This is a genomic window from Paraburkholderia suaedae (assembly GCF_040812055.1).
Classification (GTDB): domain Bacteria; phylum Pseudomonadota; class Gammaproteobacteria; order Burkholderiales; family Burkholderiaceae; genus Paraburkholderia.
Genome location: NZ_JBFOAH010000040.1, coordinates 1 through 23,994 on the forward strand (window position 1 = coordinate 1; position 23,994 = coordinate 23,994).

At 59.3% G+C, this 23,994-nt stretch carries 22 protein-coding genes; 11 read left to right on the forward strand and 11 right to left on the reverse strand.

All coding sequences use genetic code 11. The features are described 5' to 3' along the window. Nucleotides 1-395: 395 nt before the first annotated feature. The 3 genes from ABQJ48_RS33390 to ABQJ48_RS33400 all read right to left on the reverse strand — a co-directional run bounded on the left by ABQJ48_RS33390 (nt 396) and on the right by ABQJ48_RS33400 (nt 4,044). Nucleotides 396-602 carry a hypothetical protein gene (locus ABQJ48_RS33390; protein WP_367842193.1) on the reverse strand — a complete coding sequence of 69 codons (207 nt, stop codon included), beginning with the start codon at nt 600-602 and terminating at the stop codon, nt 396-398. 236 nt (nt 603-838) lie between these two features. Continuing rightward, entirely contained in the window at nt 839-1,066 is a 228-nt protein-coding gene (locus ABQJ48_RS33395; RefSeq protein WP_367842194.1) for a hypothetical protein, read from the reverse strand. A 1,202-nt stretch (nt 1,067-2,268) separates the two neighbouring features. Beyond that, nucleotides 2,269-4,044: a tannase/feruloyl esterase family alpha/beta hydrolase gene (locus ABQJ48_RS33400; RefSeq protein WP_367842195.1), complete on the reverse strand. Its 1,776-nt coding sequence runs from the start codon at nt 4,042-4,044 to the stop codon at nt 2,269-2,271. A 522-nt stretch (nt 4,045-4,566) separates the two neighbouring features. Between ABQJ48_RS33400 and ABQJ48_RS33405 the strand changes: the two genes are divergently transcribed. Then, nucleotides 4,567-4,974: a PPC domain-containing DNA-binding protein gene (locus ABQJ48_RS33405; RefSeq protein ID WP_367840273.1), complete on the forward strand. Its 408-nt coding sequence runs from the start codon at nt 4,567-4,569 to the stop codon at nt 4,972-4,974. A gap of 275 nt (nt 4,975-5,249) precedes the next feature. On the opposite strand, the gene ABQJ48_RS33410 is transcribed toward ABQJ48_RS33405, so the two are convergent. Further along, nucleotides 5,250-6,461, reverse strand: a complete 1,212-nt coding sequence (locus tag ABQJ48_RS33410) for an MFS transporter (RefSeq protein ID WP_367842196.1) — start codon at nt 6,459-6,461, stop codon at nt 5,250-5,252. 211 nt (nt 6,462-6,672) lie between these two features. Here ABQJ48_RS33410 and ABQJ48_RS33415 point away from each other — a divergent pair, with 211 nt between their 5' ends. Further along, nucleotides 6,673-7,179, forward strand: coding sequence for a TetR/AcrR family transcriptional regulator (locus ABQJ48_RS33415; RefSeq protein ID WP_367842197.1), 507 nt, complete (start codon nt 6,673-6,675; stop codon nt 7,177-7,179). 74 nt (nt 7,180-7,253) lie between these two features. Here the strand turns inward: ABQJ48_RS33415 and ABQJ48_RS33420 are convergent, their stop codons facing one another. Continuing rightward, complete coding sequence (locus ABQJ48_RS33420) at nt 7,254-7,925, reverse strand: class I SAM-dependent methyltransferase (protein ID WP_367842198.1); 672 nt, start codon at nt 7,923-7,925, stop codon at nt 7,254-7,256. A 631-nt stretch (nt 7,926-8,556) separates the two neighbouring features. On the opposite strand from ABQJ48_RS33420, the gene ABQJ48_RS33425 reads away from it, so the two are divergent. Beyond that, nucleotides 8,557-9,510: a carbon-nitrogen hydrolase family protein gene (locus ABQJ48_RS33425; protein ID WP_367842199.1), complete on the forward strand. Its 954-nt coding sequence runs from the start codon at nt 8,557-8,559 to the stop codon at nt 9,508-9,510. A 189-nt stretch (nt 9,511-9,699) separates the two neighbouring features. Here the strand turns inward: ABQJ48_RS33425 and ABQJ48_RS33430 are convergent, their stop codons facing one another. From ABQJ48_RS33430 to ABQJ48_RS33450, 5 genes are all read right to left on the reverse strand, one after another. Further along, entirely contained in the window at nt 9,700-10,188 is a 489-nt protein-coding gene (locus tag ABQJ48_RS33430) for a RidA family protein (protein WP_367842200.1), read from the reverse strand. Nucleotides 10,189-10,592: 404 nt separating this feature from the next. Continuing rightward, nucleotides 10,593-11,393, reverse strand: coding sequence for a hypothetical protein (locus ABQJ48_RS33435; protein WP_367842201.1), 801 nt, complete (start codon nt 11,391-11,393; stop codon nt 10,593-10,595). Nucleotides 11,394-12,155: 762 nt separating this feature from the next. Further along, nucleotides 12,156-12,458 carry an SOS response-associated peptidase family protein gene (locus tag ABQJ48_RS33440; RefSeq protein WP_367842202.1) on the reverse strand — a complete coding sequence of 101 codons (303 nt, stop codon included), beginning with the start codon at nt 12,456-12,458 and terminating at the stop codon, nt 12,156-12,158. 53 nt (nt 12,459-12,511) lie between these two features. After that, nucleotides 12,512-13,303 (reverse strand): DNA adenine methylase, encoded by a 792-nt coding sequence (locus ABQJ48_RS33445; RefSeq protein WP_367842203.1) that lies wholly within the window; start codon nt 13,301-13,303, stop codon nt 12,512-12,514. Nucleotides 13,304-13,413: 110 nt separating this feature from the next. Continuing rightward, the gene (locus ABQJ48_RS33450; RefSeq protein WP_367842236.1) at nt 13,414-13,572 is read right to left on the reverse strand and encodes a hypothetical protein; all 159 of its coding nucleotides are present in this window, start codon (nt 13,570-13,572) and stop codon (nt 13,414-13,416) included. Between ABQJ48_RS33450 and ABQJ48_RS33455 the strand changes: the two genes are divergently transcribed. The 6 genes from ABQJ48_RS33455 (at nt 13,535) to ABQJ48_RS33480 (ending at nt 19,541) form a co-directional block, all read left to right on the forward strand. Continuing rightward, nucleotides 13,535-13,636, forward strand: a complete 102-nt coding sequence (locus ABQJ48_RS33455) for a major capsid protein (RefSeq protein ID WP_367842204.1) — start codon at nt 13,535-13,537, stop codon at nt 13,634-13,636. The genes ABQJ48_RS33450 and ABQJ48_RS33455 overlap by 38 nt on opposite strands. 491 nt (nt 13,637-14,127) lie before the next feature. Beyond that, nucleotides 14,128-15,315: a hypothetical protein gene (locus ABQJ48_RS33460; RefSeq protein ID WP_367842205.1), complete on the forward strand. Its 1,188-nt coding sequence runs from the start codon at nt 14,128-14,130 to the stop codon at nt 15,313-15,315. A 26-nt stretch (nt 15,316-15,341) separates the two neighbouring features. Next, entirely contained in the window at nt 15,342-15,920 is a 579-nt protein-coding gene (locus ABQJ48_RS33465) for a DUF7024 domain-containing protein (protein WP_367842206.1), read from the forward strand. 464 nt (nt 15,921-16,384) lie between these two features. Continuing rightward, nucleotides 16,385-16,792 (forward strand): GtrA family protein, encoded by a 408-nt coding sequence (locus ABQJ48_RS33470; RefSeq protein ID WP_367842207.1) that lies wholly within the window; start codon nt 16,385-16,387, stop codon nt 16,790-16,792. A gap of 55 nt (nt 16,793-16,847) precedes the next feature. Continuing rightward, a complete protein-coding gene (locus tag ABQJ48_RS33475) occupies nt 16,848-17,939 on the forward strand; it encodes a glycosyltransferase family 2 protein (protein WP_367842233.1) in 1,092 nt (363 codons plus the stop codon). Nucleotides 17,940-18,140: 201 nt separating this feature from the next. Then, complete coding sequence (locus ABQJ48_RS33480; protein WP_367842208.1) at nt 18,141-19,541, forward strand: hypothetical protein; 1,401 nt, start codon at nt 18,141-18,143, stop codon at nt 19,539-19,541. A 277-nt stretch (nt 19,542-19,818) separates the two neighbouring features. Here ABQJ48_RS33480 and ABQJ48_RS33485 read toward each other — a convergent pair whose 3' ends face one another. After that, a complete protein-coding gene (locus tag ABQJ48_RS33485) occupies nt 19,819-20,631 on the reverse strand; it encodes a class I SAM-dependent methyltransferase (RefSeq protein ID WP_367842209.1) in 813 nt (270 codons plus the stop codon). A gap of 699 nt (nt 20,632-21,330) precedes the next feature. Between ABQJ48_RS33485 and ABQJ48_RS33490 the strand changes: the two genes are divergently transcribed. Beyond that, nucleotides 21,331-21,894 carry a hypothetical protein gene (locus ABQJ48_RS33490; protein ID WP_367842210.1) on the forward strand — a complete coding sequence of 188 codons (564 nt, stop codon included), beginning with the start codon at nt 21,331-21,333 and terminating at the stop codon, nt 21,892-21,894. Nucleotides 21,895-22,225: 331 nt separating this feature from the next. Then, nucleotides 22,226-23,932: a 3-(methylthio)propionyl-CoA ligase gene (locus ABQJ48_RS33495; RefSeq protein ID WP_367842211.1), complete on the forward strand. Its 1,707-nt coding sequence runs from the start codon at nt 22,226-22,228 to the stop codon at nt 23,930-23,932. Nucleotides 23,933-23,994 lie beyond the last annotated feature (62 nt).

The following is a 23,994-nucleotide window of genomic DNA, read 5'->3' on the forward strand; positions in this document are numbered from 1 at the left end:
GATACGCTGGTTCACGAAAGGAAAATGGGATTGGGCATCCTACTTTCAAGCGTAACCGCCTTCGATTCGCGGGCTTGCGGCTAAGCAAAGGGGGTGCAGAGCGGGCCCATACGGTCGGTGTGGATGCACCTCGTTACGGAAAGTGCGTGCGCATTTTGGCACCTCGCGCATACCGCGAAGGATAGTACATGAACACCCTTGGGGTGAGTGATGAGCCGCGGAAACGGCGCCACGAACACTGCCGCCAACGGACACCTGTCGGCCAACAAGAGACGGCCGTCCGTGTAGTTCGAACGGCCGCAACGTGTGCGGGAACGGACGCTGGGACGAAGCGGACGGCAGATAGCATGCGGCGTCGTTCAAACCCGTCGCCACTGACACTGCCGCGCTATAAGTTACACCGCGACCTGTGGACTAGAAGCGTCGCGGTTGATGGTCACTGGCGAGCGCGCCATGGTGACAACGACTGTTGCGCCGACGAGCAGAAGGATGCCAGCGATGCCAGACGCCCAATCATAGCTGCCTGTCGCGCCGATCACATATCCCGTTGCAATGGGCGCAATCATGCCGAAGATATTGCCGCCAACGACAACGAATGCCATCGTCCTGCCGACATCGCGCGAGTTCGAAAGAAGGTCGTTCAACAGCGAAAAGTTAAGTGACGGCGTGGACGCAATTCCGGTAAGTGTGATCGAAAGGCCGAAGGGCGGGAGCGCTACGATTCGACGTAAATGGCACGGCGAGGATGGCCGAGCCTGTGATCATTGCGACTGCGACTGCGACAGCGTTGCATTGCGCAAGATTGCCGTAAGTTCGGGCCTGAATTCAATTAGCGTCATCACGGCCGCTGCGTAGGGGCGATCATCGGATCGTCAATATCGATGCCAAGCAGGCGAAGAGCCGTGTCGATCTGCTTGATTTGCGGCCTGAAGTCCGTCTTCCACTGTTCACGTTCAGAATGGACAATGAGACCGTGGTACGTCGCCAGCATGTGACGCGCGATATACAGCGCGTCGACCACCTTGGCGTCCCGTTCGGCGTGTCTGATAAATGCGTCGAATTCCATAGCTGCCTCGACCACAACCACGTTTTCTATACCCGGACAAAGCCGGCACGGCTGACGGAATGGAAAGCGCCATAACGGCAGGTTGCAATCGCTTCAGCGTCGGACTGTGAAGCCGCCTGTGCGAACGCGACCGACCAACGGCCGCAGCCAGCGCGATAACGGATCGAGTAGATGAACATGGCAATCTCCTGTGGCATTCACTGTCAACGCGCCTTGGCGCCCTTCGTCGCTGATCCGGACGGGGTGATTCCATTCTGGTCAACCGCCGTTGACTCGATCCTGTCTCTCGGGTTACATGCTTGTTATCTCGAAGCAACTTGTGCGCGTCGCAGCCATCCACCGATTTCTTCCGCACGAACGCTGAACCCAATACGACTTCGGACATGCTGTCAGAGAATGGCTCTCACCATACGCAAGCGGCGAGCGCTTTCTCGATGAGAGAAGAATAAAGTTTGCCGAAGGGCGAATCTACTCTACGGTTGGATATGCCGATACCGCGTTAGCGTTGCCTGGTTATACGGACATATAACCGCGGTAAGGTGCGTTCCCCATCCGGACGTGGACATCAGCGAGAAAGTCCGATCCCAGTCCGATAAACTGACTATCAGTCACTTCACGTACTTATGAGACGCCGATGATGACGATGTTGTCGGGCAGCATATCTGACCGCGCATGCAGCCCCATCGCTTACGCTGCGTTAAGCGCTGAATAGCACATGGCCGGCTCTGGTTCTTGAGACGACTCTATGATACCGCCGCAAGTCCGGGATACACTGTACGTTTATACAGCAGTTATCATGGGTCTTTTCAATTCTTCGGAAACCGACCGCCCCTGCCGTTCCTGTGAGCATTGGGGCGGCGACATTGCCGGCGGATCTCATGCGTTGTGCGTACGCGGTGATCGCCGACAGGTCCAAGCGGACCCCGAGACAGGCTGCGTCTACTGGGTCCACGCAATTGGATCTGATGACGAGCCACCAGCAAAGGCGCGCGGCTTGACCGGCAGGAACGGGTCGACCTGAGTCAAATGCATCGGGCGGTAGCCCGCCAGGAGAAGACTGTCGTGCGGTGCGCTGGCTTGAATATGGAGGGGCGGCTCTGCATTCAACAAGGGCCATTCATTCACGCCTGAAAATATTGCTTCGGGTCGGTGCAGAGCCGAAGCGAGCGCTCGTTCAATGAGCGCTCGCTGGCCGTCCGGACCTACTGGCAGGTCAGGCTACCGTTCGTTACTGAGCAGGACTGGTTTGCGCCTGCCTTGTACGACGACAGCCCAAGCCATTGAAACGTGTCGCTTACACCGGCGGGGACATCCGCGCGGCTATATGATGATGCCGAGTTCACATCGCCCCCGTTGTATGCAACTGTCGAGGGATACGGGAACACCGGTCGGCTCTTAAGTACCGTCGAGTCGGTCGAGCTTGCAACGAACTTGACGGTTACTTGTCCAGGCGCTGTGCCGTTCTCAACCCAGTTCAACATCTGCGTGAGAAAATCCTCGTTCGTCGTGTTCGGACCGCTGTTGCAGTGATATACACCGGGGATCATATACAGCGTCATGAACTTCGAAGCAGCGTCCGCGCCCATGGTATTGCGCACTTGCGTCCAATAGTTCAACGACATATACGGCGAAGCACCCGTGTCAGACCAGCCGTGCCAGACGATCAGCTTGCCGCCACGATCTGCAAACTTACTGAGGTCGGTGTTCGTCGGGTCCCAGACGCGGCCATATTGCATCATCTGAGTGAAGCCGGTCGTCGTGAATTGCAGGTTGGTGTAAGTGATGGCTGTCGGCGTTCCGAGCAATGCCATATAGTTCGGAAAGTCGGTCGAGAACACCGCATCGCCCGAGTTGGCCGGGGTGATCAGGGAACCGAGGGTCTTCGGCACCATCGAGCCCGGCCAGTTAGCTTCACCACCGATAGGCATGTCTCCTGCGCTAAGGTGATTTCCGTTCTCGTCGACCGGGCCGTTCCAGATCTTCTGTACGACATCGATCTGAGCCGCCGTCAAACACTGAGCTGTATCTGTACCGCTGGCGCATTGGATCTTGGTCAGATCGGGTTTGCAGACCCGCGGGTCTTGAATGAGGCCGCCCTTGTCTGCGCAAGTGGCCTGAACCAGATTCACAAGTGCCGGAATCTTGTCCACCGTGAGGATTGGGGCATTATTCGGACCGGTATTCACACGAACGTTCCAGCCGTGATAGAACGAGTTGGTCGGTACTTCGTCGATGACCGGGGAACCGACCACGATGCCGTCATAGTCCTCGGGGTAGCGTTGTGCTTCGTGCAGGCCTTCACGACCTCCATCCGAGCAACCTTGGTAATACGACTTCGTAGGCGTCTTTCCATAGAACGCTTGCGCGATAGCCTTGCTCACCAGCGTTGTCTTGTGCATGGATGCGTAGGCGAAGTCGATGTTTGCCGTCGGATTACCGTTCGCCCAAGCACCGCTAGACAATGGCGCTTGGTGTCCAAGGTCGCTCGCTGCGGTGACCATCTGGTTGGAATTGAGCGGCACGCAGCCCGCACTCTGAGTAGCGATGCGGCTGGGGTCGCCGACAAAACCGCAGTAGCCGCCGCAGCCCACCATCAGGAACCGTTGCGTGTAAGTCTGCATTGGCAAACGCACTTCGAAGTTCGTTGTCGTAGTGACAGTTCCCTTGACGTCACAGTACGAAGCGTTCCCGCTGCCAACGACGGTTGCGCTGGTGATTGACGCAGGGGCGCCTTCGATACCCGAGAGATTCGCTTTCGCGAGATCAGCGCACGCCATCACCGGTTGGGCGACCGAGAAAGCATTCTGCGGTGCTGATGGGGTGATATTGTCGTCATGGCCGCCGCACGCGGAAACAACAGTACCGAGCGCGACGATAGTCAAGACGCCCAATGCACGCGTCCGATTCGTTCGGAAGAGTTTGCTTGTCGACTGAACCGAAAGCAGTAACTGCCGAATTAAATTTTCTAAAGTTTTCATTTCGCATTCCTACAGGTTGACTAGCGAGATAGTCGAGAAGACAAGAGCGCGCCCGCAGGTGGCGTTAGCCCGATCCGAACGATAAGGAAGCGTTGTTGCGTTGCAGACCGACAGGGGCAAGCACTTATGTGTCCGTGCTCAAGAAGCACGTGGTGACGCGACGCTACTTACGCTGACTGTGTCGAACCATATCTCCCTCCAATGTGGTTATCGCCGAAGCAGATGCTCTTATTGTTCTCTTCCGGCTCAGGCTTGAGATTAAGGTATGGCGCTCCGTCACACCCATATCGGAGGAATGCTTTGTGCGACTATCAAACACTGGCGTTCAATAAGCGCGCACTTTTCGGGTATACATGGATTAGCGACGTCGTTTCCGGAGGCCGAGGACGAGTTTCAAATGGCTGTGTCGTAGCGGTTCGCGGCCATTGTCGGCGGCGCCGAATAATCACTTTGACGATCTCAATTGCGGCCGGGCTCAATCCGCCTTAACCTGTCATCAAGCCCTCAACCTGGAACCGCGCGATGCAAGCACATCCTTTGCGCCTCTGTTCCGGCGACGATCTGCGTGTTGCCCTTGAAGACGTGCTGCCTCAGCTCAAATTGAGAGCGGCCTTCGTGATCCAGGGCATCGGGAGCCTGCGCGTTGCCCAACTGCGATTTGCCGGAGACAGGGATCTGACTGAACTGCGCGACGATCTGGAAATCCTAACGCTCGCTGGGTCCATATCATCTGATGGAGCGCATCTGCACATGTCGGTTGCCGATCCGCGCGGTCGAGTGTTCGGTGGTCATGTTGGACACGGTTGTACGGTCCGTACAACCGCGGAGATATTGCTGGCGCTTCTTCCTGAACATCACTTCTCCCGGGAGCACGACCTAAGTTCAGGGTTCATGGAACTGGTGATACGAAATGAACCACCCGCGAAGTAGGCTCGACCTATACGTCCGGACGGCGTTGACGAATGAGGCTTTTCGACCCACTTCGGTCGCTTGGCCGGCCGCACTGTAGATGACCGCTTCCGAGGTACAGCGGCCGCACGGCGCGATGACGTATAGCTCGAACGCGGTGTTCCATTCCCGCACGACCACGGCTTCCGTAATCGCAGTTTTTGTCGATCGGCGCGATTGGGTGTCGCTTCAGTCGGGCGGAGCCTGGCGTGTGCAAGCGTATATAAAGCAATGCCGAACAGTGCATAGCTGCCAGGCTACCTTCCTTCGCTTGCCATCCTTGCGTCCCTGCCCAGCCCGCTGGCAAGTAGCGTCAGCGCGGCCAGCACCACGAGCGCAAGACCGTAGATGTCGGTCGTTAGGCGCAAGCCGACCACGTGCGCCATTGTTCCCGCGATGATCGCCGGTATGCTGAACGCCAGATAGCTCAGCACGTAGAACGCCGCCATCAGCCCCGCCCGTTCATGCGCTTCAGCGAGCGGCAGGACGGAACGTAACGCGCCCTGGAACGCCGAGCCGAAGCCGATTCCCGCCGCGCTCGTTCCAACGAAAAAGATACTCACGCTGTCCGTATGAACGCCGGCCAGCGTCACGAGCAAGCCGCTTGCCAGCGCAGTCGCGCCGGTCATCAGCAAGCGCAGCGTGCCGAGCGTGCGCAACAGCAGCACGGCGACGAGTCCGCCCGTCATCAACGCGAAGACGACCCAGCCGCCCATGGTCGCGTCGTCGGAGCCGGTGACAGCGCGCGCGAGTGTCGGTCCCAGCGATAAATAAAATCCGCCCAGCGCCCATACCGCGACGGTGACCGGCGCAATGCGCAGCATCGCGCCACGGGCCGCCCGCGGAACCCGCACGCGCGGAACGAGTGAAGCGAGCGTGCCGGGGAGGCGACTCACGGTCTCGGGTAGCAACAGCACGAAGACCGCTTGCAGCACAAACAGGGCGATCAGCACGACATAAACGAGCCGCATAGGTGCAGGCGCATAGTGCACCAGCATGCTCGCGCCAAGTGAGCCCACGCCCGTGCCGAAGAGGGTGGACAGCGTATTGACCAGCGAGCCGCGCGTGCGGCTTGAATCGAGGATCGCCGCACCTAGCGCGCTCGTGGCCGCGCCGGTCGCTAAGCCTTGAAGCACGCGCGCAAGGATTAGCGTGTGGACGCTGTGGGCATCGGCGAATACGAGCATGGCCATGGCCTCCAGCGCGATTCCGCACACGATCACCGGACGCCTTCCAATATGGTCGGACAGCGACCCGGTCGTGAGCAACGCGACGAGCAAACCGAATGCATAGGTGCCGAACACGAGTGTCAGCATGGCGGACGAAAACCCCCACGCCTCCTGATACATCCGGTAAAGCGGCGTAGGCGCGCTCGAAGCGCCGAAAAACGTGGCCGCCGTCAGTGCATACACCCAAAGGGCCTGCGACGTGCGCGGAACGGGAAACTTGGCGGCGGTATCGAAAGCCATTGCGCACTCCGGTGAATAAACGCAAAATAATTGCTTTAGCGGATTGTGCGCCATGCCTTCCGTTAATGCAACGTTTTAGCTTTAGTGGTTTTTGCAGTTTTCGACAAGGCGAGTTGGCGGCACCGCGGGGAGTAAGACAAATATGGCAGCACGAGAAAGTTTGCGGCCCGGTGGGCGCAGCGCACGGGTGCAGGAATCCGTCCATCAGGCGGTGAACGCGCTGCTGGCCGAGAGGCCGCGCGATGAGATCACCGTGGCCCAGGTGGCCGCCCAAGCGGGCGTGACGCCGTCCACCATTTACCGGCGCTGGGGGGATTTGCAAACCCTTCTCGCCGATGTCGCCGTGAAGCGTTTTTATCCGGACACTGGACCTGCCGATACGGGCTCGCTCCGGAACGATCTCGAAACATGGGCGCAGGCATATCAGGAAGAAATGTCGTCCGCGCCGGGCCGCGCGATGACTCGCGATGTGCTCGCAGGCATGATTGCCGATGGCAGCGGCCCGGCCTGCCGATGTGCGGCAATCACGCGTTCGCAGCTACAGATGATCCTCAATCGGGCCATCGAGCGCGGCGAATCCCCTCCGGATGTGCACGACGTCATGGACAGGGTGGTTGCTCCACTCATGTATCGACTGCTGTTCGACGACGTGCCGATCGATCCCGCGTTCGCACGCACGCGTATGGCGATGCTGCTGGATGCACAAACAGAGGCTTGATTTCCGAGGCGCATTGGCAAAGTAATGCTGATTGTCCGCTAAGGAGAGCTGCGCTGACGTTCGCATGGCGATGATCAGGAGTCGGTGAACGGCGGGTTGTGGCCGATCCGGGAAGTTGGTGGTCCGCCAGCGAAAGTGGACTGGCGACCGAAACCGAACTTTCGTTGTCGACCGACACTGCGAAGAAGTCGCGACAGTCCTTTCACGCACATGTAAGCGCTTCGATCACCCGTTCGATCGGGTGATCCTCTTCGTTCCAGACTGGCAGCGACGGCCTGCCAATCTGATTGAGCGGCGCGCAATGCTGCCATGCATGCCCAAACGGTGAACGCGACTCTGCCGCCCGGGCGCAGCACCCGAAAGGCTTCGGCGAGCGCCGCCTCGGGACGAGCGAAATGCAGCATTCCAAAGCTGATACCAACCGCGTCGAAACTCATATCCGGAAAAGGCAGATCTTCGGCGCTCCCGGGACGGAATGGGAGGTCGGGAAAAATGCGTCTTGCTTGCTGGACCATCGCGTCCGCGAAATCGACGCCGACTGCATCGGCGCCACGACGCGCCGCTGCTGCCGTGAGATAGCCGGGTCCTGACGCGACATCAAGGAACTGCACGCCGGCACGTACCTCAAGCGCATCGAGCAACGCATTATTGGACTGCGTCGTCAGTTCGCCAAAATACGAGTGATACGGCTGTGCGACTGCTTCCCAGCCCTGACGCTCAAAGACGCTGAATTCGTCTTGTTCCATATCACACCTCTATCCGGGTTCACCCTATCGCACCGAGACATCTGACGCGATCCGAGCCGACGCATGCTGATCAGGTTAGTGCCGCTCGGCCACTTGTACAAGGCTGCATGGATTTCCAGAGTTCATCCTGCCACGCCACCAGCGTCGACCAATACAGTGAACCCTGCCGTATATGACATTGTGGCGAGACAGGCACTTGCGTCCGCGATGTGCGTACCTTGTCATCCTATGGAAGGACGTTCGCAGCATTGGTCGAGGGGCTCCTCGTAGCCGGTCACTGCCAGACGGCGATCGGCGGCATGTGCCGAGAAAAGGCCGCTAGCCCTTCCGGCTACGAGCGTCCACCGGGGGCTGAGCGACCCACCCATTGCCTAACGTTTAGCTACATCCGGACGAACGGTCGTGCGTACAACCTACCCGTTGGCCGCATACTTTCCTCTAAAGATGGCGCTCATCCCAGCAGGAACTTGCCTGCTAGCAACCTATACTAGTAGCGGGTTGCACTCCACTGCGGCTGTGCTCGCAATCAACTGACGGACTTCGCCGGCTCGCATGAATTGGGGCTGAGCTGCAACTGCGGCAAGCCGGGGCTTTTACGATTGCGAGCGGTTACGTTTCGCGGAGAATTTTGATGCAACAGAAATTGCGTGCTGCGGTTGTTCAATCGGGATCCGTCGTCTTCGATGCGGACAGAACCATCGATAAAGTCGCGATGTTTATCGGAGACGCCGCGCGACAAGGAACTCAACTTATCGTATTTCCTGAGGCGTTCGTCTCCGCCTATCCAAAGGGACTCGATTTCGGCTCCACAATTGGTGGAAGGACCGCTGCCGGACGCGACGATTATCGCCGTTACTATGACAGCGCGGTAGAAGTGCCAAGTCCCGGCACCCGCCGACTAGGCGAGGTTGCCGCCGACCACAAACAATACGTCGTAATCGGTGTAATCGAGCGAGACCACGGCACGTTGTATTGCACTGCGCTGTTTTATGGTCCGGATGGTGCGATGCTTGGCAAGCATCGCAAGCTGATGCCAACCGGCGGCGAGAGGCTGATCTGGGGCTACGGCGATGGGTCTACCCTTCCGGTTTTTGACACGCCGTTCGGCAGGCTCGGCGCAGTTATTTGCTGGGAAAACTACATGCCATTGATGCGGATGGCGATGTACGCCAAGGGCGTTCAGATTTACTGCGCCCCCACCGCTGACAGCCGGCCGACATGGGCTTCCTCCATGCAGCATGTTGCCTTGGAGGGGCGTTGCTTCGTATTATCGGCCTGCCAGCACCTGCGCCGATCGGATTGCCCAACCGACTATGCCGCAATCCAGGGTAGCGATCCGTCAATGGTACTGATGAGCGGTGGAAGCTGCATCGTCAGCCCGCTTGGCGTGCTCATTGCCGGTCCCATCTTTGAGCAGGATGCATTGCTCGTGGCCGACCTTGACCTCAACGACCTTGCCCGGGGGAAGTATGACTTTGACGTCGCGGGCCACTACTCGCGGCCGGACATCTTCCGCTTGCATGTCAACGAAGCGGCGACGCCTCCCGTCGTATTTGAGAAAAATAGATTCGGCAGTGGCTCCTGAAGGTCACCGCGGAAGCCGTCATTTGCAATGAGATGCGATAGAACACGGGTTGGGAGCTGCGCGGCTAATTTAGCCCTCGGCCCAAATCGCCATCGAAGTCTGAGCACTCGCACACATCGCTTCGAAATGAAGCTGGCTCGCCTGGCGAATTGCTGATCGCCATCGCTTCGGCAATCGGCGCTTAAGGCGTCATCCGTCAAACTCAACTTCCGCTTCGCATTCGACAGGCACGTTGAGCGGCAGCGCCATGCCGACTGCCGACCGAGCGTGCATTCCAATGTCCGGTCCGAACAGCTCGAGGATTAAATCCGAGAATCCATTCGCGATCCGTGGCATCTGGTCAAAGTCTGGAGCTGCGTTGACCATTGCGAAGACCCGTACCCAGGCTGTAATGCCATCCAGGTCTCCAAGTGCCCTTTGAAGACTAGCCAATTGTGCAAGGGCGACAAGCCGTGCTGCCGCGTAGCCTTCGTCTGGCGAAACTTCTGCGCCGACTCGACCTACTGGTTGCGCAATCGTCCCGTCGACATTGAGCGGTACGTGCCCCGAGATAAATGCTCGTGTGCCGCTCAGTCGCACCCATGCGAACGGCAACGACATGCCTATGCCAGCTGGCATCTTTGGCGGCTGCGGCAACGTCGAGCCCTTTTCCGCCAACTGTGCCTCGATTCTCGCCATCACTGTCTCCTCGGAACCTATGACGAACGTTAGATCTGGCAACCGGCTTTTCAAGTCGTGACGTACGGATAGCGAAGTTCAACGTCCCAAGTCTCCTCCCGAACGGTCGACCGAACGCAATCGACCACGGACTGTTCCTGGCCACACTGCGCCCCACGAGCGAGCGCCGCCATCGGTTCGGGGGCGCGTCTCCTGCAAAAGGCATGAAGCGACCCACAACCGCTCTTCGACTCAGCGCCATCTGAATGGCCGGTTCTACGGACCACCGGTCAGCTGCCACCCGCTATCGCCGGAGAAGCTGTCGGTCAAGCTCATCTGAGCCTGCACGCGTGCGTGCCAGATAATTCTCTTGGCATAGGCATCTGTTCTACCGTGCAACTCGATCCTGGGCACATCACCGAAGGCTACCCGCCCATCGTAACCGTGAGGGTGATGTCCTTCTGGATATCCAGAGGCGATGACCCGGGATACAGGTCGTTGGCCTGCAGGTGGAACGCACCCCCGTAGCGGATCGTATGTGTGCCGGGCGGCAGCTGGAGCATCAGGAAGTAGCCCGCCCCCACGGAGGTACCGTTCCCGCCCGTCGTCTCGAAGATCCATGGCGACGGCGCATGGAAGTGAAACTGCTGGGTCTCGGCGAAGTAGGCCGTGATGTTGGGCACCTGCTGGCCGTCAATGAAGCAAAAGAGGTCGCCAATCCGGCTGGCGAATTTCTCTGCAATGGCCTTCTGCTCCACGTACGTTGTCGCCCGGAACGGCGGGTCATCGAGAGATGATGCCTCGACATCGAGCATGGTCAGAAAAACGGCCTTGCCAGCCGGGATGACCACCGCCGACTGGTTGCACGAGCCTATGGTGTCCGGCGCGGACCAGAACCAGACGCTACCGGTCTGGTCGGCCGAAATCGGCCGGTCAGCGGAGTTGCATGCGGCAAACGGATGCTGAAGCGGCGCCAGCGGCAATGCGAGAGCCCACTGCCAGAATGCTGCTGCCCATTCAGCGTAGGTATGCCCGTGAAACGTCCCGCCGGGCGGAACGATCTTGGCAGTCGTGACCGCTGAGGACGCTACGGCGTTGTTCGCCACTGCACCCGTCGCAGCACCTCCACTATCGCTTCCACCGCAACTGACCAGGGTCGTTGCGACCGCTGCGGCGAGCACCGATGCCTTCAGTGCGCGTGTGGCAAATGGGACCAGATTTTCCATGACGACCTCCAAAGAGTCGAAGCGTATTCGCTGGAAGGAACGGAAATCGCGTGGTCAGAGGAATACAGCAGAAAGCGGCCAACGCGATGCCGGACGGCAGTGGCGCAATAAGTTGCCGGAAAGGTTGCGAAACAACCTATGCGATTGGATGAGTGAGCGCGAGCCTTGTACGGCCATACCACACCTGCCCGCCGCGAACGCCACGGGTGTCACTGAGAGTCCAGTCAGCGAAATGCCCAAGGCGAGCCAGATGTGTCCGCGCGATTGCTCTCGGCGCAGTACGCGCGTCGCGCAGGCCGAGGTAGTTCTGGACGCGACATCCATCCCCCTTTCCGCGAGAGGGGCGGAATGATGTCAATGACCTCGCAGAGCCGATCCGAAACGCGGGAGTCCCGGCGCCTGAAGAATAGTCGCTGGGGTCGCAAATGCATGCCGATACCTCGGCGTTGTGCGCCACGTTCATTCGTGATCTGGCCTATGTGGCCGCTTGTCGTGTGGCGGCTCGACTGATGTTGCTTGCGACATCAACGCGAAACCACTTCACGACAGAAGAGGGTTTTCTCAGTCGATCGGAACATGATCCGTGGACAGCGGGGAGTGATGGACGATATTGGCGTTTGGGCGGCCAAGGTCAAGGACCGTTTGCAATGCCAGAGCCGACATCTGAAGGTCCGTCCAACTGGGGTGGCGAATGACGCTTGATGGCCGATCTCAGCCCGACGCTGACGCTTGCCCGCCTTCGTCGCGGTCGACCGAAGGCACCTATGCTGCGAGCTGATGCTCGTAGTATGGACGGTCGCGATCGTCGAGAATCGCGTGCAGCGCCGCCAGATTTTCGGAGTCCGGGTTGAGCCAGGCGTCGATGTTCTCCGGTTTGATTGGCACGATACAGCGGTCGTGGCCAGCCGCCGCGACCTCGTCCGGCGGCTCTTCGGTGATCGCCGCGAACGACAGAAGGTCTGGTTCCCCCGGCGCCTTCCAGTGTGACGTCCTGCCGAGGACGCATTGGAGCCGTCGCGCACGATGGATAGACGACCGAGGGGCAATGAGTTTTTGCTGGAGCAACGAGAAGGCCTACCGCCACGGTTTGCCTTGTTCTCGCCGGTCTCGCGACGACATTAGAAAAGGCCGGGCGGATCGCCTGACCTGTCCCAACTGTAAACGATCAACTCGTGTCGCGGCGCCCGGCGGTCCGCGCCGCCGACCGTGTATTCGATCGAAGCAATCTCGTGTTGGAACGCGCGGAAGATCGTTCGCATGGTGGGGTTATCGTTGACGCTGAGAATCGCCCTTCCCTTCATTTGCCCGAGCGACGCCGCCAGAGCCTCGTATTGCGCGCGATCGAAATCGACGCCATAACCCGCCGTGCCCCAGTACGGTGGGTCCATATAGAAAAACGTATGGGGCCGGTCGTAACGCTCGATGCAAGCGCGCCAGTCGAGCTGCTCGATATAGGTCGACGAAAGGCGCAGGTGCGCGGCCGAGAGCGTTTCTTCGAGCCGCAGCAGGTTCAGCCTTGGCGCCGACGTCGTGGCGGTACCGAAGGTCTGACCGTCCACCTTGGCGCCAAAGCAGTTTTGCTGCAGATAGAAAAAGCGTGCTGCACGCTGGATATCGGTTAGCGTTTCAGGTCGCGTCTCCTGCAACCAGCGAAACACCTGCCTGCTCGATAGCGCCCATTTGAACTGGCGCACGAACTCCTCGAGGTGATGCTGCACCACCCGGTACAGGTTCACCAGCTCGCCGTTGATGTCGTTGATGTCTTCAACTTGCGCCGGCGGTCGCAGGAAATACAGCGCAGCACCGCCCGCGAACAGTTCGACGTAACACTCATGCGCAGGAAAGCGCTGCAACAGCGTATCGGCGAGGCGTCGCTTGCCGCCCATCCACGGAATGATCGGTTCGGCCATGGTACCTCCAAAGCCATCTACACTGGGTGCCGCGCTTCTGCTTGCAGACTGCTGCACGGCGCCCTCGATACACGCGCCGATGAAGATCGACGTGATAAGTGCTTTCCGGCTCATGCGCGCCGCCTGCGCGTCACCAGCGGCTGCTTGAAGAACATCAGCCCGAGAAAGGCGAGACAGACACCGCTTGTAATGAACGGCTCATCGCAAAGAGCGTAGGCGACCGACAGCCACGTGCGCCGCACAGACCCGAGCGCCGCGATCCTGCTCACGCAGTCGGCGCCGCTGGTCGTGCCGGTTCGGCCTGATGCCACCGTTTCGGCGAAGGTTCTCTAACGATTGGCGATGTTGGCAACGAGCCGTGCTTGCAGCCGTGACACGCCTCAATGAGATGGATTCCTCGAGCGCGCGTCAACGCCGCCAGATGGTTTGCCGTCACTGGATCCTCTGGAAACCCGCACCTGGAGGTGGAAGCTCTCGCCTACCAGACAGGGGCGCACCTGTGCATCAGTGAATTGTCGGCAAGACGCGACCCCGCCTGTCCCGCCACGCTTCACGCCCGTCTTGATCGATGCATATAAAAGGCTGGATTGTGCTTGCTGACACGGAACATAGCCAGCGCAAGCCAATCGAACTCACCCCTGCTGCGTTTCGCCACCTAACTGGCTGGGTACGTGTCTGCTGCCAGCCGCGAAGGACGTAGAGAAAACGTCACCAGTCGCCGACACTCTGTCTGTGCTATACAAGCACATTTCTCTGCAACAGCCCCCAGGATAACAAGTCGACGCGATCGATCGGACCAAGTCAGATCGGATCGACCATATGCTATGAAGGCAAAATTTGAAATCGGGACTGAAGCTCACCGCATTCCCTTGCTACAACCGGTGAGATTGGAAAGGGCCGAGCTAGTGTTTATCGCGGTGTGTTTCGCAGCAAGCCGTTTGCTGATCGCGTTTGTTGGTTATCTCTCAGCCCGGCATTTCCATGCCGGGGCTTTGCTCGACGCATTTTGCCGTTGGGACTGCACCTGGTATCAGACGATATTTGAACGCGGTTACGATCTCGCCCCGAATTTCGGTCCCGGTGGGGCCGGTTCCCCTCACGCCCATGTTCGCGGCGACGCCGCGAACTGGGCGTTTTTCCCGCTCTATCCGCTAAGCACCAGGATCTTGGCACATCTGTCGGGGCTGGCGCCGCTTGCCTGCGGCTACTTGCTGTCCAATGCTGCGTTTTTGGGCGCGCTGTATTTCCTCTACTGCACCATGAGCCGCATTGCGACGCCTCAAACGGCGCGCTTCAGCGTGCTGGCCACGGCCTTGGCACCGTGGAGCCTGTATTTTGCAGTGCCCTACACAGAAGCGCTTTATCTCTTGCTGATGTTGATGGCGCTGGAGAGCGCTGCCGCCGGCCGCTGGATCACGGCCGGCGTAACCTTGGTCGCGCTATCGGCGACGCGCAATCTGGGCGTGCTAATGGCTGTCCCTTTGATGATCATAGCGGTCCAGCAGTTCGGCTGGCCCGCACTGTTGACGCTGCGTGCAGAGACACAGAGTGCGTGGCTTGCGCTGCTGATGGCGCCGCTCGGCCTGGCGCTGTTTATGCTCTTTCTGCATGCGCGGGTCGGCGATAGCCTGGCGTTTATGCACATCCAGCTGGCTTGGGGGCGGCATGTCGGCAATCCGCTAGTAGTCGAATCGCGGGCACTGCTCAGCGGGCAGCCCGATCAAATTTATTATGCCCTGAGCGCTTTGTTGGGTCTTGCCGCCACGCTGTATCTGCTGCGCAATGGCCGGCTAGGCGACGCGTTTATTCTGGCTACGGGAATTCTGATTCCCTTATCGACCTTGGTGTACTCGATGCCGCGTTACGTCTTCACGCTGTACTCGATCCCGCTGGCGCTGGGGCTCGCCACCGAAAACCGGCCCAAGTTGCGCGTGGTGGTGCTCGCTGTGTTTGCTGGGCTGCTGGTACTAGCCGTGCGCTTCTGGATTATGGACAAGGAATTTATGCCATGACGACGCGCGCCCGACTATGTAGCGGGATGAAACTACTGACAGCGCTGGCCTTGCTGGTGGTGTATGCGCAATCCGCGTGGCTGATATTTCATCCCAGCACCAGTCCGGAATACACGCTCTACTATCGGCAAGGCGCGCTTCGTCGGTGGCCGGGGCCAAACGGTCTCAAATATCGGCCCGGTGCGAAACTAGATTTCTCGACTTCGCTGGTTTACCTGTCGCGCCAAGGATGGTCCGAGCCCGAAGGGTGGGGTGGAACCTGGTCGGACGGCCCGGCCGCGAGCGTCTTCCTGAAGGTCGAGCCGCGTTCGGCGGCCGCTTTGGAGTTGACCCTTCAGGGGCATGCCTTCGTGAATCCGCAGCATCCGCTGCAACGCGTGGAGGTGCTGGCCAATGGCACAACGCTAGGCACCTTGCGCTATGACGATCCGTCGCCTACGGTGCGAACCTTGGCGATCCCTGGTGCGGTGTTGCAAGGTGCGCAGCAGGGCATCCTCAATCTGACGCTGCTCTTTCCCGATGCCTGCGCACCTGCTGAACTGGGCTTGTCGCCCGATACGCGGAAACTGGGTGTCGGCATAACATCCATGCGGCTGACGCCATAGGGCCGCTCAAGATGACTGCGGATCACCGGTTTTGAATGGCTGCGATTCCTCCGCGGATCTCGGCCACCCACGTCCAAACCGGACGTTCACCGACGGCAATTGGTCATCCGCCCATCGGCATTCGATCATGCCTTGCCGACCTGAACGCAATGCTCACGTCTACGTCGAATACAGAACCTCCTGCCGAATTACGCGCTGCGACCCACGCGGCGCATGGCAGTCAATGTGACGGCCGTCACTGCCCGGCTGATGCCATCGCGATATCATCGCCTGCCCCATGTGCATGACGGGCGCCACACGTTCACCGCTCCTTATCGACGGAAAGAACACAAGGCGCCCCCAAGCGCCTGTTTAACCGGACCGGCTGGATGGATGCTCACGGGATGAGCAGCCCGTTCAGATGTAGCGGCCGACCCGTCGGCGCGACAATCATTCCACTTCCTAAACCGTCGCGACGACAGAACATGACAAAAGCCGTTAGGAGAGAGTTCACCAGCTTCGCACTCGTCGGTTTGCTGAATACCTTGGTTCATCTGGCAATTCTGGTTGGCCTCGTCGAGGGTCTGGGCCTCAGGTCCAGCCTCGCTAATGTAGTGGCGTTTCTCTCCGCCAATATTTTCTCGTACGGCCTGAATAGCCGCATGACGTTCCGCCGGCGCCTGAGCTGGTCGCGCTACCTTGGTTTCCTGATGTGCAGTGCGTTGGGTGCGGGCCTGTCTTATCTGATTTCGCGGGGTGCCGAACTGGCGCATTGGAACTATCTCGTCGGCTTTCTTTTGACGGTGCTGCTCATGCCGCCGGTGAACTTCTTGTTTGTCCGGCGCCTGGTTTTTTCTGTGAGGAAAATTTCGTGCGACGAGCCGATGGCATGACGATGTGTAAAGCAGCCAACAACGCTCCGACTCCAGGAGAATCGCAGTGAATCCAATGACCGACCGAAGGCTGCTCAGCATTGTGTCGCCCGTATATAACGAAGCCGAGGCAATTCCCATCTTCCTGCGCGCGCTGGACGCGGCACTCGGCAAGCTGGCCGGCTTCGACTGGGAAGTCGTATTCGTCAACGACGGCAGTACCGACGGTACTTTGGCAGCTTTGGAGCGCGAAGCCAGAAGTCGCAGAAATCTCGTCATCGTCGATTTGTCCAGGAACTTTGGCAAAGAAGCGGCGTTGACCGCCGGACTCGACTTTGCCAGTGGCGATGCGATTATGCCGATGGACGTGGATTTGCAGGATCCCCCGGAGTTAATCGAACGGATGCTGGCGCTCTGGTCGGAAGGTTGGGAAGTCGTGGTTGCCCGACGTCACAACCGGTCCACCGATAGCGCGGCCAAGCGCATCACCGCCCGCGCCTTCTATCGGCTGATGAGCCACATATCTCGTCCAACGCTCCCCCAGAACGTAGGGGACTTCCGGCTGATGGATCGCAAGGTGGTGGAGGCGATTCGCAGCCTGCCCGAAAGACGGCGCTTCATGAAAGGGTTGTTCGCCTGGGTCGGATTTCGCACCACCGAAGTCCACTATGAACGGCCGGCTCGGGCCGCAGGGCAAACCAAGTTCAACAGCTGGAAGTTGTGGAATCTGGCGCTGGAAGGTATAACCAGTTTCAGCACGCTGCCCTTGCGTATCTGGACGTACTTCGGAGCTGCTCTTGCGTCGACTGCATTCCTGTACGGCGCGTTTATCATCGCGCGGACTCTTCTGCGTGGGATCGATGTCCCCGGGTACGCTTCCCTCATCGTGCTGATTCTATTCTTCGGCGGCATCCAGCTCGTGACGCTTGGGGTCATCGGCGAGTATCTCGGGCGCACCTACGAAGAGGCTAAACAGCGACCCGTCTACGTCGTTAGAGAGTGCGTCAGATCCGCAACCAGCGCAGTTGCCAGCCTGGCTAACCCGCGAGAACCCATCGAGCGATCCGATCGCGTTTCGCTTGCCGATCCGGCACCCGCGCACGCTGTGGCAGCGTTGACGACACTTTCAATAGCTGGCGTTGAGATTGAATCCCGACTGAGGGAATAATGCTCAGGCTCGATCAGATCATAGGGGAACAGCTTCGACGCGTTTGGGTTCCTGCTCCTCTTCATCTCTTTTCTATCAGTTAGAGGACGTTATTTCAGCATCGTGTCGTGACCTCGGCACACTCAATAACCAACAGGCTCTGCAGCCAGGATCGGCTGAAGCGCCAACGCCACTGCCATTCTTTCCTAAACCCACAGTCCAATGCAGTCGCACGCCGTCTACAAGCCAGCGCATTTCAGAGCAATCGCACTAGACGTGCTATTTTTGGCCTTCCTACTGGCAATGGTTTGGGCGGTCGTCAATGGCAAGCAGTTCTCAGCGGATGGCGCGTATTACTTTCTGAGCGTTCTGCAGAGCAAGGGCTTCACTCATATAGCCTGGCATCGACAGTTCGCAAGCTATGTGACGCAATGGCCGCTGGTAGTGGGCTTGCGCCTCGGCGTGTCCAGCCCGGGCCTCTTGCGCCTGGTCTTCGGGCTGAGTCATTTGCTTGCCTATCCGATTGCCTATGTCGCAGTGAGATGGCAAGTTAACAGGGGGGCCGATCCAGCGCTTCTTTACACCTATGTGTTCGGGCTCGTGTCTATCACACTGTCATCTGACTTCATCTTGATGGGGGAACATCAGCTCTTATTGCCTCTCGGATGGCCGATACTTGCGTTCCTGACGCTTCCACGCCTCTTTGGGTTGGCCGAGTGGTGTATCGCAGTCGTGCTGTCATTCCTCCTGGTCAGGATTTACGAGCCCGCCCTGTTCGTATTTCTCTTGTTCTTCCTCGTCATACTCATCAAAGGCCGAAGAGATCTGTACGGCGCGCTGCTGCAGCGGAACTACGGACTGCTACTCGCCATGGCCCTCTGCATGCTGTGCTGGCTCGCCGGCATCGGCATTTCGCTTGACGGAATCCTTCATCCTCGGGACCCTGCAAATCGAAGTTCGTTCGTGGCCGCCATTCTCCACGTGATAGCCAATCCCGTGCTGCAGATGACGGTAATATCGCTTGTCTTCTTTTTCGCCGGAATACGCCTTCCAAGAGCTAGAGCAATACTTTTTGCAATGGCAGTTTCCGTGGCCTATTTTGTGTGCCGCAATCGATTCGCGCTATTCAGCGCGCAAGTCAGCTTCGATTCCAGAATACTCGTGCTGTCTCTACCTATCCTGATCGGTCTCTCAGTGTGGATCTTGCCGAAATTCCCATTGACCACACGTGAGAGCCTCTGGTTTAGCGCGATCTTTATGTTGCCAGTGGCGGTGGACGTGGCAGGGACCAACGTCTGGCACGATTTCGCGCAAAAGGTACAGCTATTCGCCGCGAGCCAAAACGATGGATTCGTACCGGCAAGCGTGCACCGGCTCAATCGGCATCCGGCTAGCTGGAACTGGACCTTCCCTTCTCTAAGTATCGTTCTCGCTGCACCACACGTTGGCTCGATCCTCGAGAATAGTAAAGACGTTAAATGGCAACCGTTTGATCCAAAGGCAGAACTGCCGCTGCCCGCCTTTGCCGGTTACGGCCAGCGTTTGGCGTCGTGCCTACCCAAAAGCTCACCTCAAAGTACTTCTTCAAACCGTTCGGTAAGCGGCACGTCAGCATTGCGGTGACGCGCCGATGCATCGGTAGTGACGAGAACAGGCTCGCCACGTGTGTAAGGGGCCGTTGCAAAAGCCAGAAAAAGACCTTGTGTGTCGGTGCAAAGACAGCTTGGCGACGATGGCGCAAGAACTGGTCTCCTCGCTGAATATGGCGTTGCTGGAACTGGAGTTGCAACGGGCCGCCGATCTTGCCAGGGCGGCCGAGGGTGCCGGCTACGAGCCGTAGTCGCTGCACCGACTAGTTCCCCGCTTCCTGGTCGCCTCGGAGTCCACTGCCGAGGACGATTCAGGGCTTTCTCGCAAACGCAAGTACACACGGCATCGGGACTTGCACCTCACCGTTCTCCGAATACGATGCCGCATCGCCGGACACGGCTTTCTGGATCGAAGCCAGCGCCTCCGGTGATTGCGCCTTCAAGATCGCCGCGACGCGGACACCGCCGCACATCAGGACGTCGAAAGGCGTTTCGGGCGCGCGGATACGCAACGTTTGACTGACTTCCATAATGCGCGGCTCAGCGAAGCCCGCATCAAGCAGCGCACGCTCCGATTCGTGCGAGTCGCTAAAGCGGAAGAACGGAGGCCCAGGAGGCAATTGGACATCCATGCGACCGTGCTTCTCAATGGCCTTGAGCACCATCCCGAATCCAACGGTCCGGTTCGGCGACGCCCAAACGGTGAACGCGACTCTGCCGCCCGGGCGCAGCACCCGAAAGGCTTCGGCGAGCGCCGCCTCGGGACGAGCGAAATGCAGCATTCCAAAGCTGATACCAACCGCGTCGAAACTCATATCCGGAAAAGGCAGATCTTCGGCGCTCCCGGGACGGAATGGGAGGTCGGGAAAAATGCGTCTTGCTTGCTGGACCATCGCGTCCGCGAAATCGACGCCGACTGCATCGGCGCCACGACGCGCCGCTGCTGCCGTGAGATAGCCGGGTCCTGACGCGACATCAAGGAACTGCACGCCGGCACGTACCTCAAGCGCATCGAGCAACGCATTATTGGACTGCGTCGTCAGTTCGCCAAAATACGAGTGATACGGCTGTGCGACTGCTTCCCAGCCCTGACGCTCAAAGACGCTGAATTCGTCTTGTTCCATATCACACCTCTATCCGGGTTCACCCTATCGCACCGAGACATCTGACGCGATCCGAGCCGACGCATGCTGGTCAGGTTAGTGCCGCTCGGCCACTTGTACAAGGCTGCATGGATTTCCAGAGTTCATCCTGCCACGCCACCAGCGTCGACCAATACAGTGAACCCTGCCGTATATGACATTGTGGCGAGACAGGCACTTGCGTCCGCGATGTGCGTACCTTGTCCTCCCATGAAAGGACGACCGCGAGCATTGCTTAAGTGGCTCCTCGTGGCCATCCTGCCCGACAATGCCCAGCCGGTAATCGGCACCGTTTGGTCAACCCACATCGCTAGTCGGTCGATTCGTTCCGGTCGTACGTTCCTGCATGAATCGAACGGCTGCCTTGGCGCACGAAAAGTCACCCGTTCATCGATCGCAGACCCCATATCGACGATGTCCGACATTTCTGTGCGAAGACGTTGGCGCGGCGATGCGGCGCGGCGATACTTTTGAATAAGCTTTCACGGCCCCTCGGCAACCCAGCGAGTGCTGAAGGAAGAGATTGCCGACGCATCGCCGGGGGAGAAAAGATGGTCTCCTAAGAGGCGCCCCGGCCGCCGTTGGCAAGAAAGAACTCGTTGGTATCCTGAGGCCCTGCGTGCAGGAAGGGGGGAAGCCTTTCCGCTGAAGTGGAGGCTCATGTGATAGGAGCATTTTCTCGTGAAGAAGACACGACAACTTCTCCTGGTTTTAGGCATCTTGTTATCGCCGGTCATTCACGCAGAGTCGGTTAAGCTCGAGTTCGCTGTCAATCTCAAAACCGGCGAACGAGGCATGCCCAATCAATATGACAAACTCGACCTTGGCGAGGGCAGCGGGCGCTACGTCGCTTCTCTGCGGCAAAGCGGAAGAGTAACCAGCAAAGGACTGCTGGAAGGTGCAACGGTGCTTGACTGGGGCTTTCACGAGGTCCCGACCGACGCGGCGGCCGCAGCCGGCTCCGACGAATCAGAACCGAACGGTGGCGGGCCGGGTTATCTGGTATTCACCGTTCCGTCGGGTGACAAGCTCAGCATGCGGCTCCACATGCATCTCCAGTATGTACCCCAGTTGCACGGTCCCCCTCGGCCCTACCTCTTCGGTCTCTGGCAAATTGTCGGCGCGAGTGGGAGCCTAAACCACTTACAGGGAACCGGGGTGATTCGCGTAGAACGCCCGTCAGCAGATGAACGCTTGTGGATCCTCGAAGGGGAAGTAGGTCGCGCGACGACAGACTCACAATAACTGTCCCCGATGCATGCGGATCAGGCGATAAACGTCATTGTGGAGGCGCGGCGTCGGGTAATGGGGGCGCCCGCAGGGTTTGGCAAACTGAGTTGCTGGCAGGTGTCCCCGACCGCACGCTATTGGGTTGCGCGTGGCTAGTCTCCGTGCGCGGATTGCGGGTGCTACAGACGCGAGACATGAGCAATATGCATCTTATCTATTTGCAACACTCGTACGCCTCAACTATGTTGAATAGCCGGAAGGCTCGGCTGCCGGGCGAGTGCCATGTCCGATATTCCAAGCACTCTACGCGATTCCGAGTTCGCGACAATAGCAGGGAGACTCGGCTATGACGACACCGCTGCTCGGACAGATGATGGGCGTGCCACTGACGGTTTCCTCACTGCTGGCCCATGCGTCACGTCACTTCGGCACGACCGAGATCGTGTCAAAGCGCATCGAAGGCGACGTGCATCGCTACACGTATCGCGACTGCGAAAAACGCGCGAAGCAACTGGCACAGGCGCTTATCGCGCTGGATGTGCAGCCGGGCGAACGGATCGGCACGCTGGCATGGAACGGTTACCGCCATCTGGAAGCCTATTACGGCACGACGGGCTTCGGGGCCGTCTGCCATACCATCAACCCCCGGCTCTTCCCTGAGCAGATCGCATGGATCATCAACGACGCCGATGACAGCTACGTGCTGTTCGATACGACGTTCGCGCAGCTGATCGATTGCCTTGCACCCCTCTGCCCGAAGGTGCGTGGGTGGATCGCGCTTGCCGACGACGCGCATCTGCCTGCGATGCAGACGCCCATATCGCTCATCAGCTACGAGACGTTGCTCAAACCGCACGACGGCGCATTCGACTGGCCGCTCCTCGACGAGCGCCAGGCATCGTACCTCTGTTACACCTCGGGCACGACAGGCAATCCAAAGGGCGTGCTGTATTCGCATCGCTCCACGGTGCTGCACGCGTACGCCGGTTCGCTGCCGGATGCGATGTGTCTATCGGCGCGCGACTCGGTGTTGCCCGTCGTGCCGATGTTTCATGCGCACGCATGGGGCATGCCGCATGCCGCGCCGCTCACGGGCGCGAAACTCGTCCTTCCGGGCAAGGATCTCGACGGAAAATCCCTGTTCGAACTGATGCAGGCCGAGCGCGTCACGTATTCCGCGGGCGTGCCAACCGTGTGGCTTGGCCTGCTCAACTACATGAAGGAAGCGGGCGTGCGGTTGTCGTCATTGCAACGCGCGGTGATCGGCGGGTCCGCGTGCCCGCCGGCGATGCTGCGCACCTTCGAGGAATACGGCGTCGAAGCCATTCACGGATGGGGCATGACCGAAATGTCACCGCTCGGCACGCTCGCAAAACTCAACTGGGAACAATCACAGCGGCCGCCAGACGAGCAGCGCAGGCTGCGCGAAAAGCAGGGGCACGTGATCTACGGCGTGGACATGAAGATCGTCGGCGACGATGGGCGCGATCTGCCGTGGGACGGCGTCACGTTCGGCGAACTGTACACGCGCGGTCCGTGGGTGATCGAGCGGTATTTCCAGAAGGACGACTCGCCGCTCGTCGACGGCTGGTTCCCAACCGGCGACGTGGCCACGATTGACCGGGACGGTTTCATGCGCATCACCGACCGCAGCAAGGATGTCATCAAGTCCGGGGGCGAGTGGATCAGTTCGATCGAAGTCGAGAACCTGGCAATGTCGCATCCGGCCGTCGCAGAGGCGGCCTGCATCGCCTGCGCGCATCGAAAGTGGTCCCAGCGGCCGCTGCTCGTCGTCGTCAAACGCAAGGACGCGGAGGTCACGCGCGACGAACTGCTCGCGTTCTACGAGGGCAAGGTCGCGAAGTGGTGGACGCCAGATGACGTTGTCTTCGTCAACGAATTGCCGCATACGGCCGTTGGCAAGCTGCACAAACTGAAGCTGCGCGAGCAGTTCTGCGATCACCTGCTGCCGTCCACGCTCGACGTTGAGAACTGTCCGCTTGCCGACGAGCGCGCACCGGGAGCCGCCGGGTCGGAACCTGCGGCGGAATAATCGGAAGCAGGCTGTTAAAGGGACCGCCACCGCACCGCCATTTGGTGCAACCGGCCGTAGCC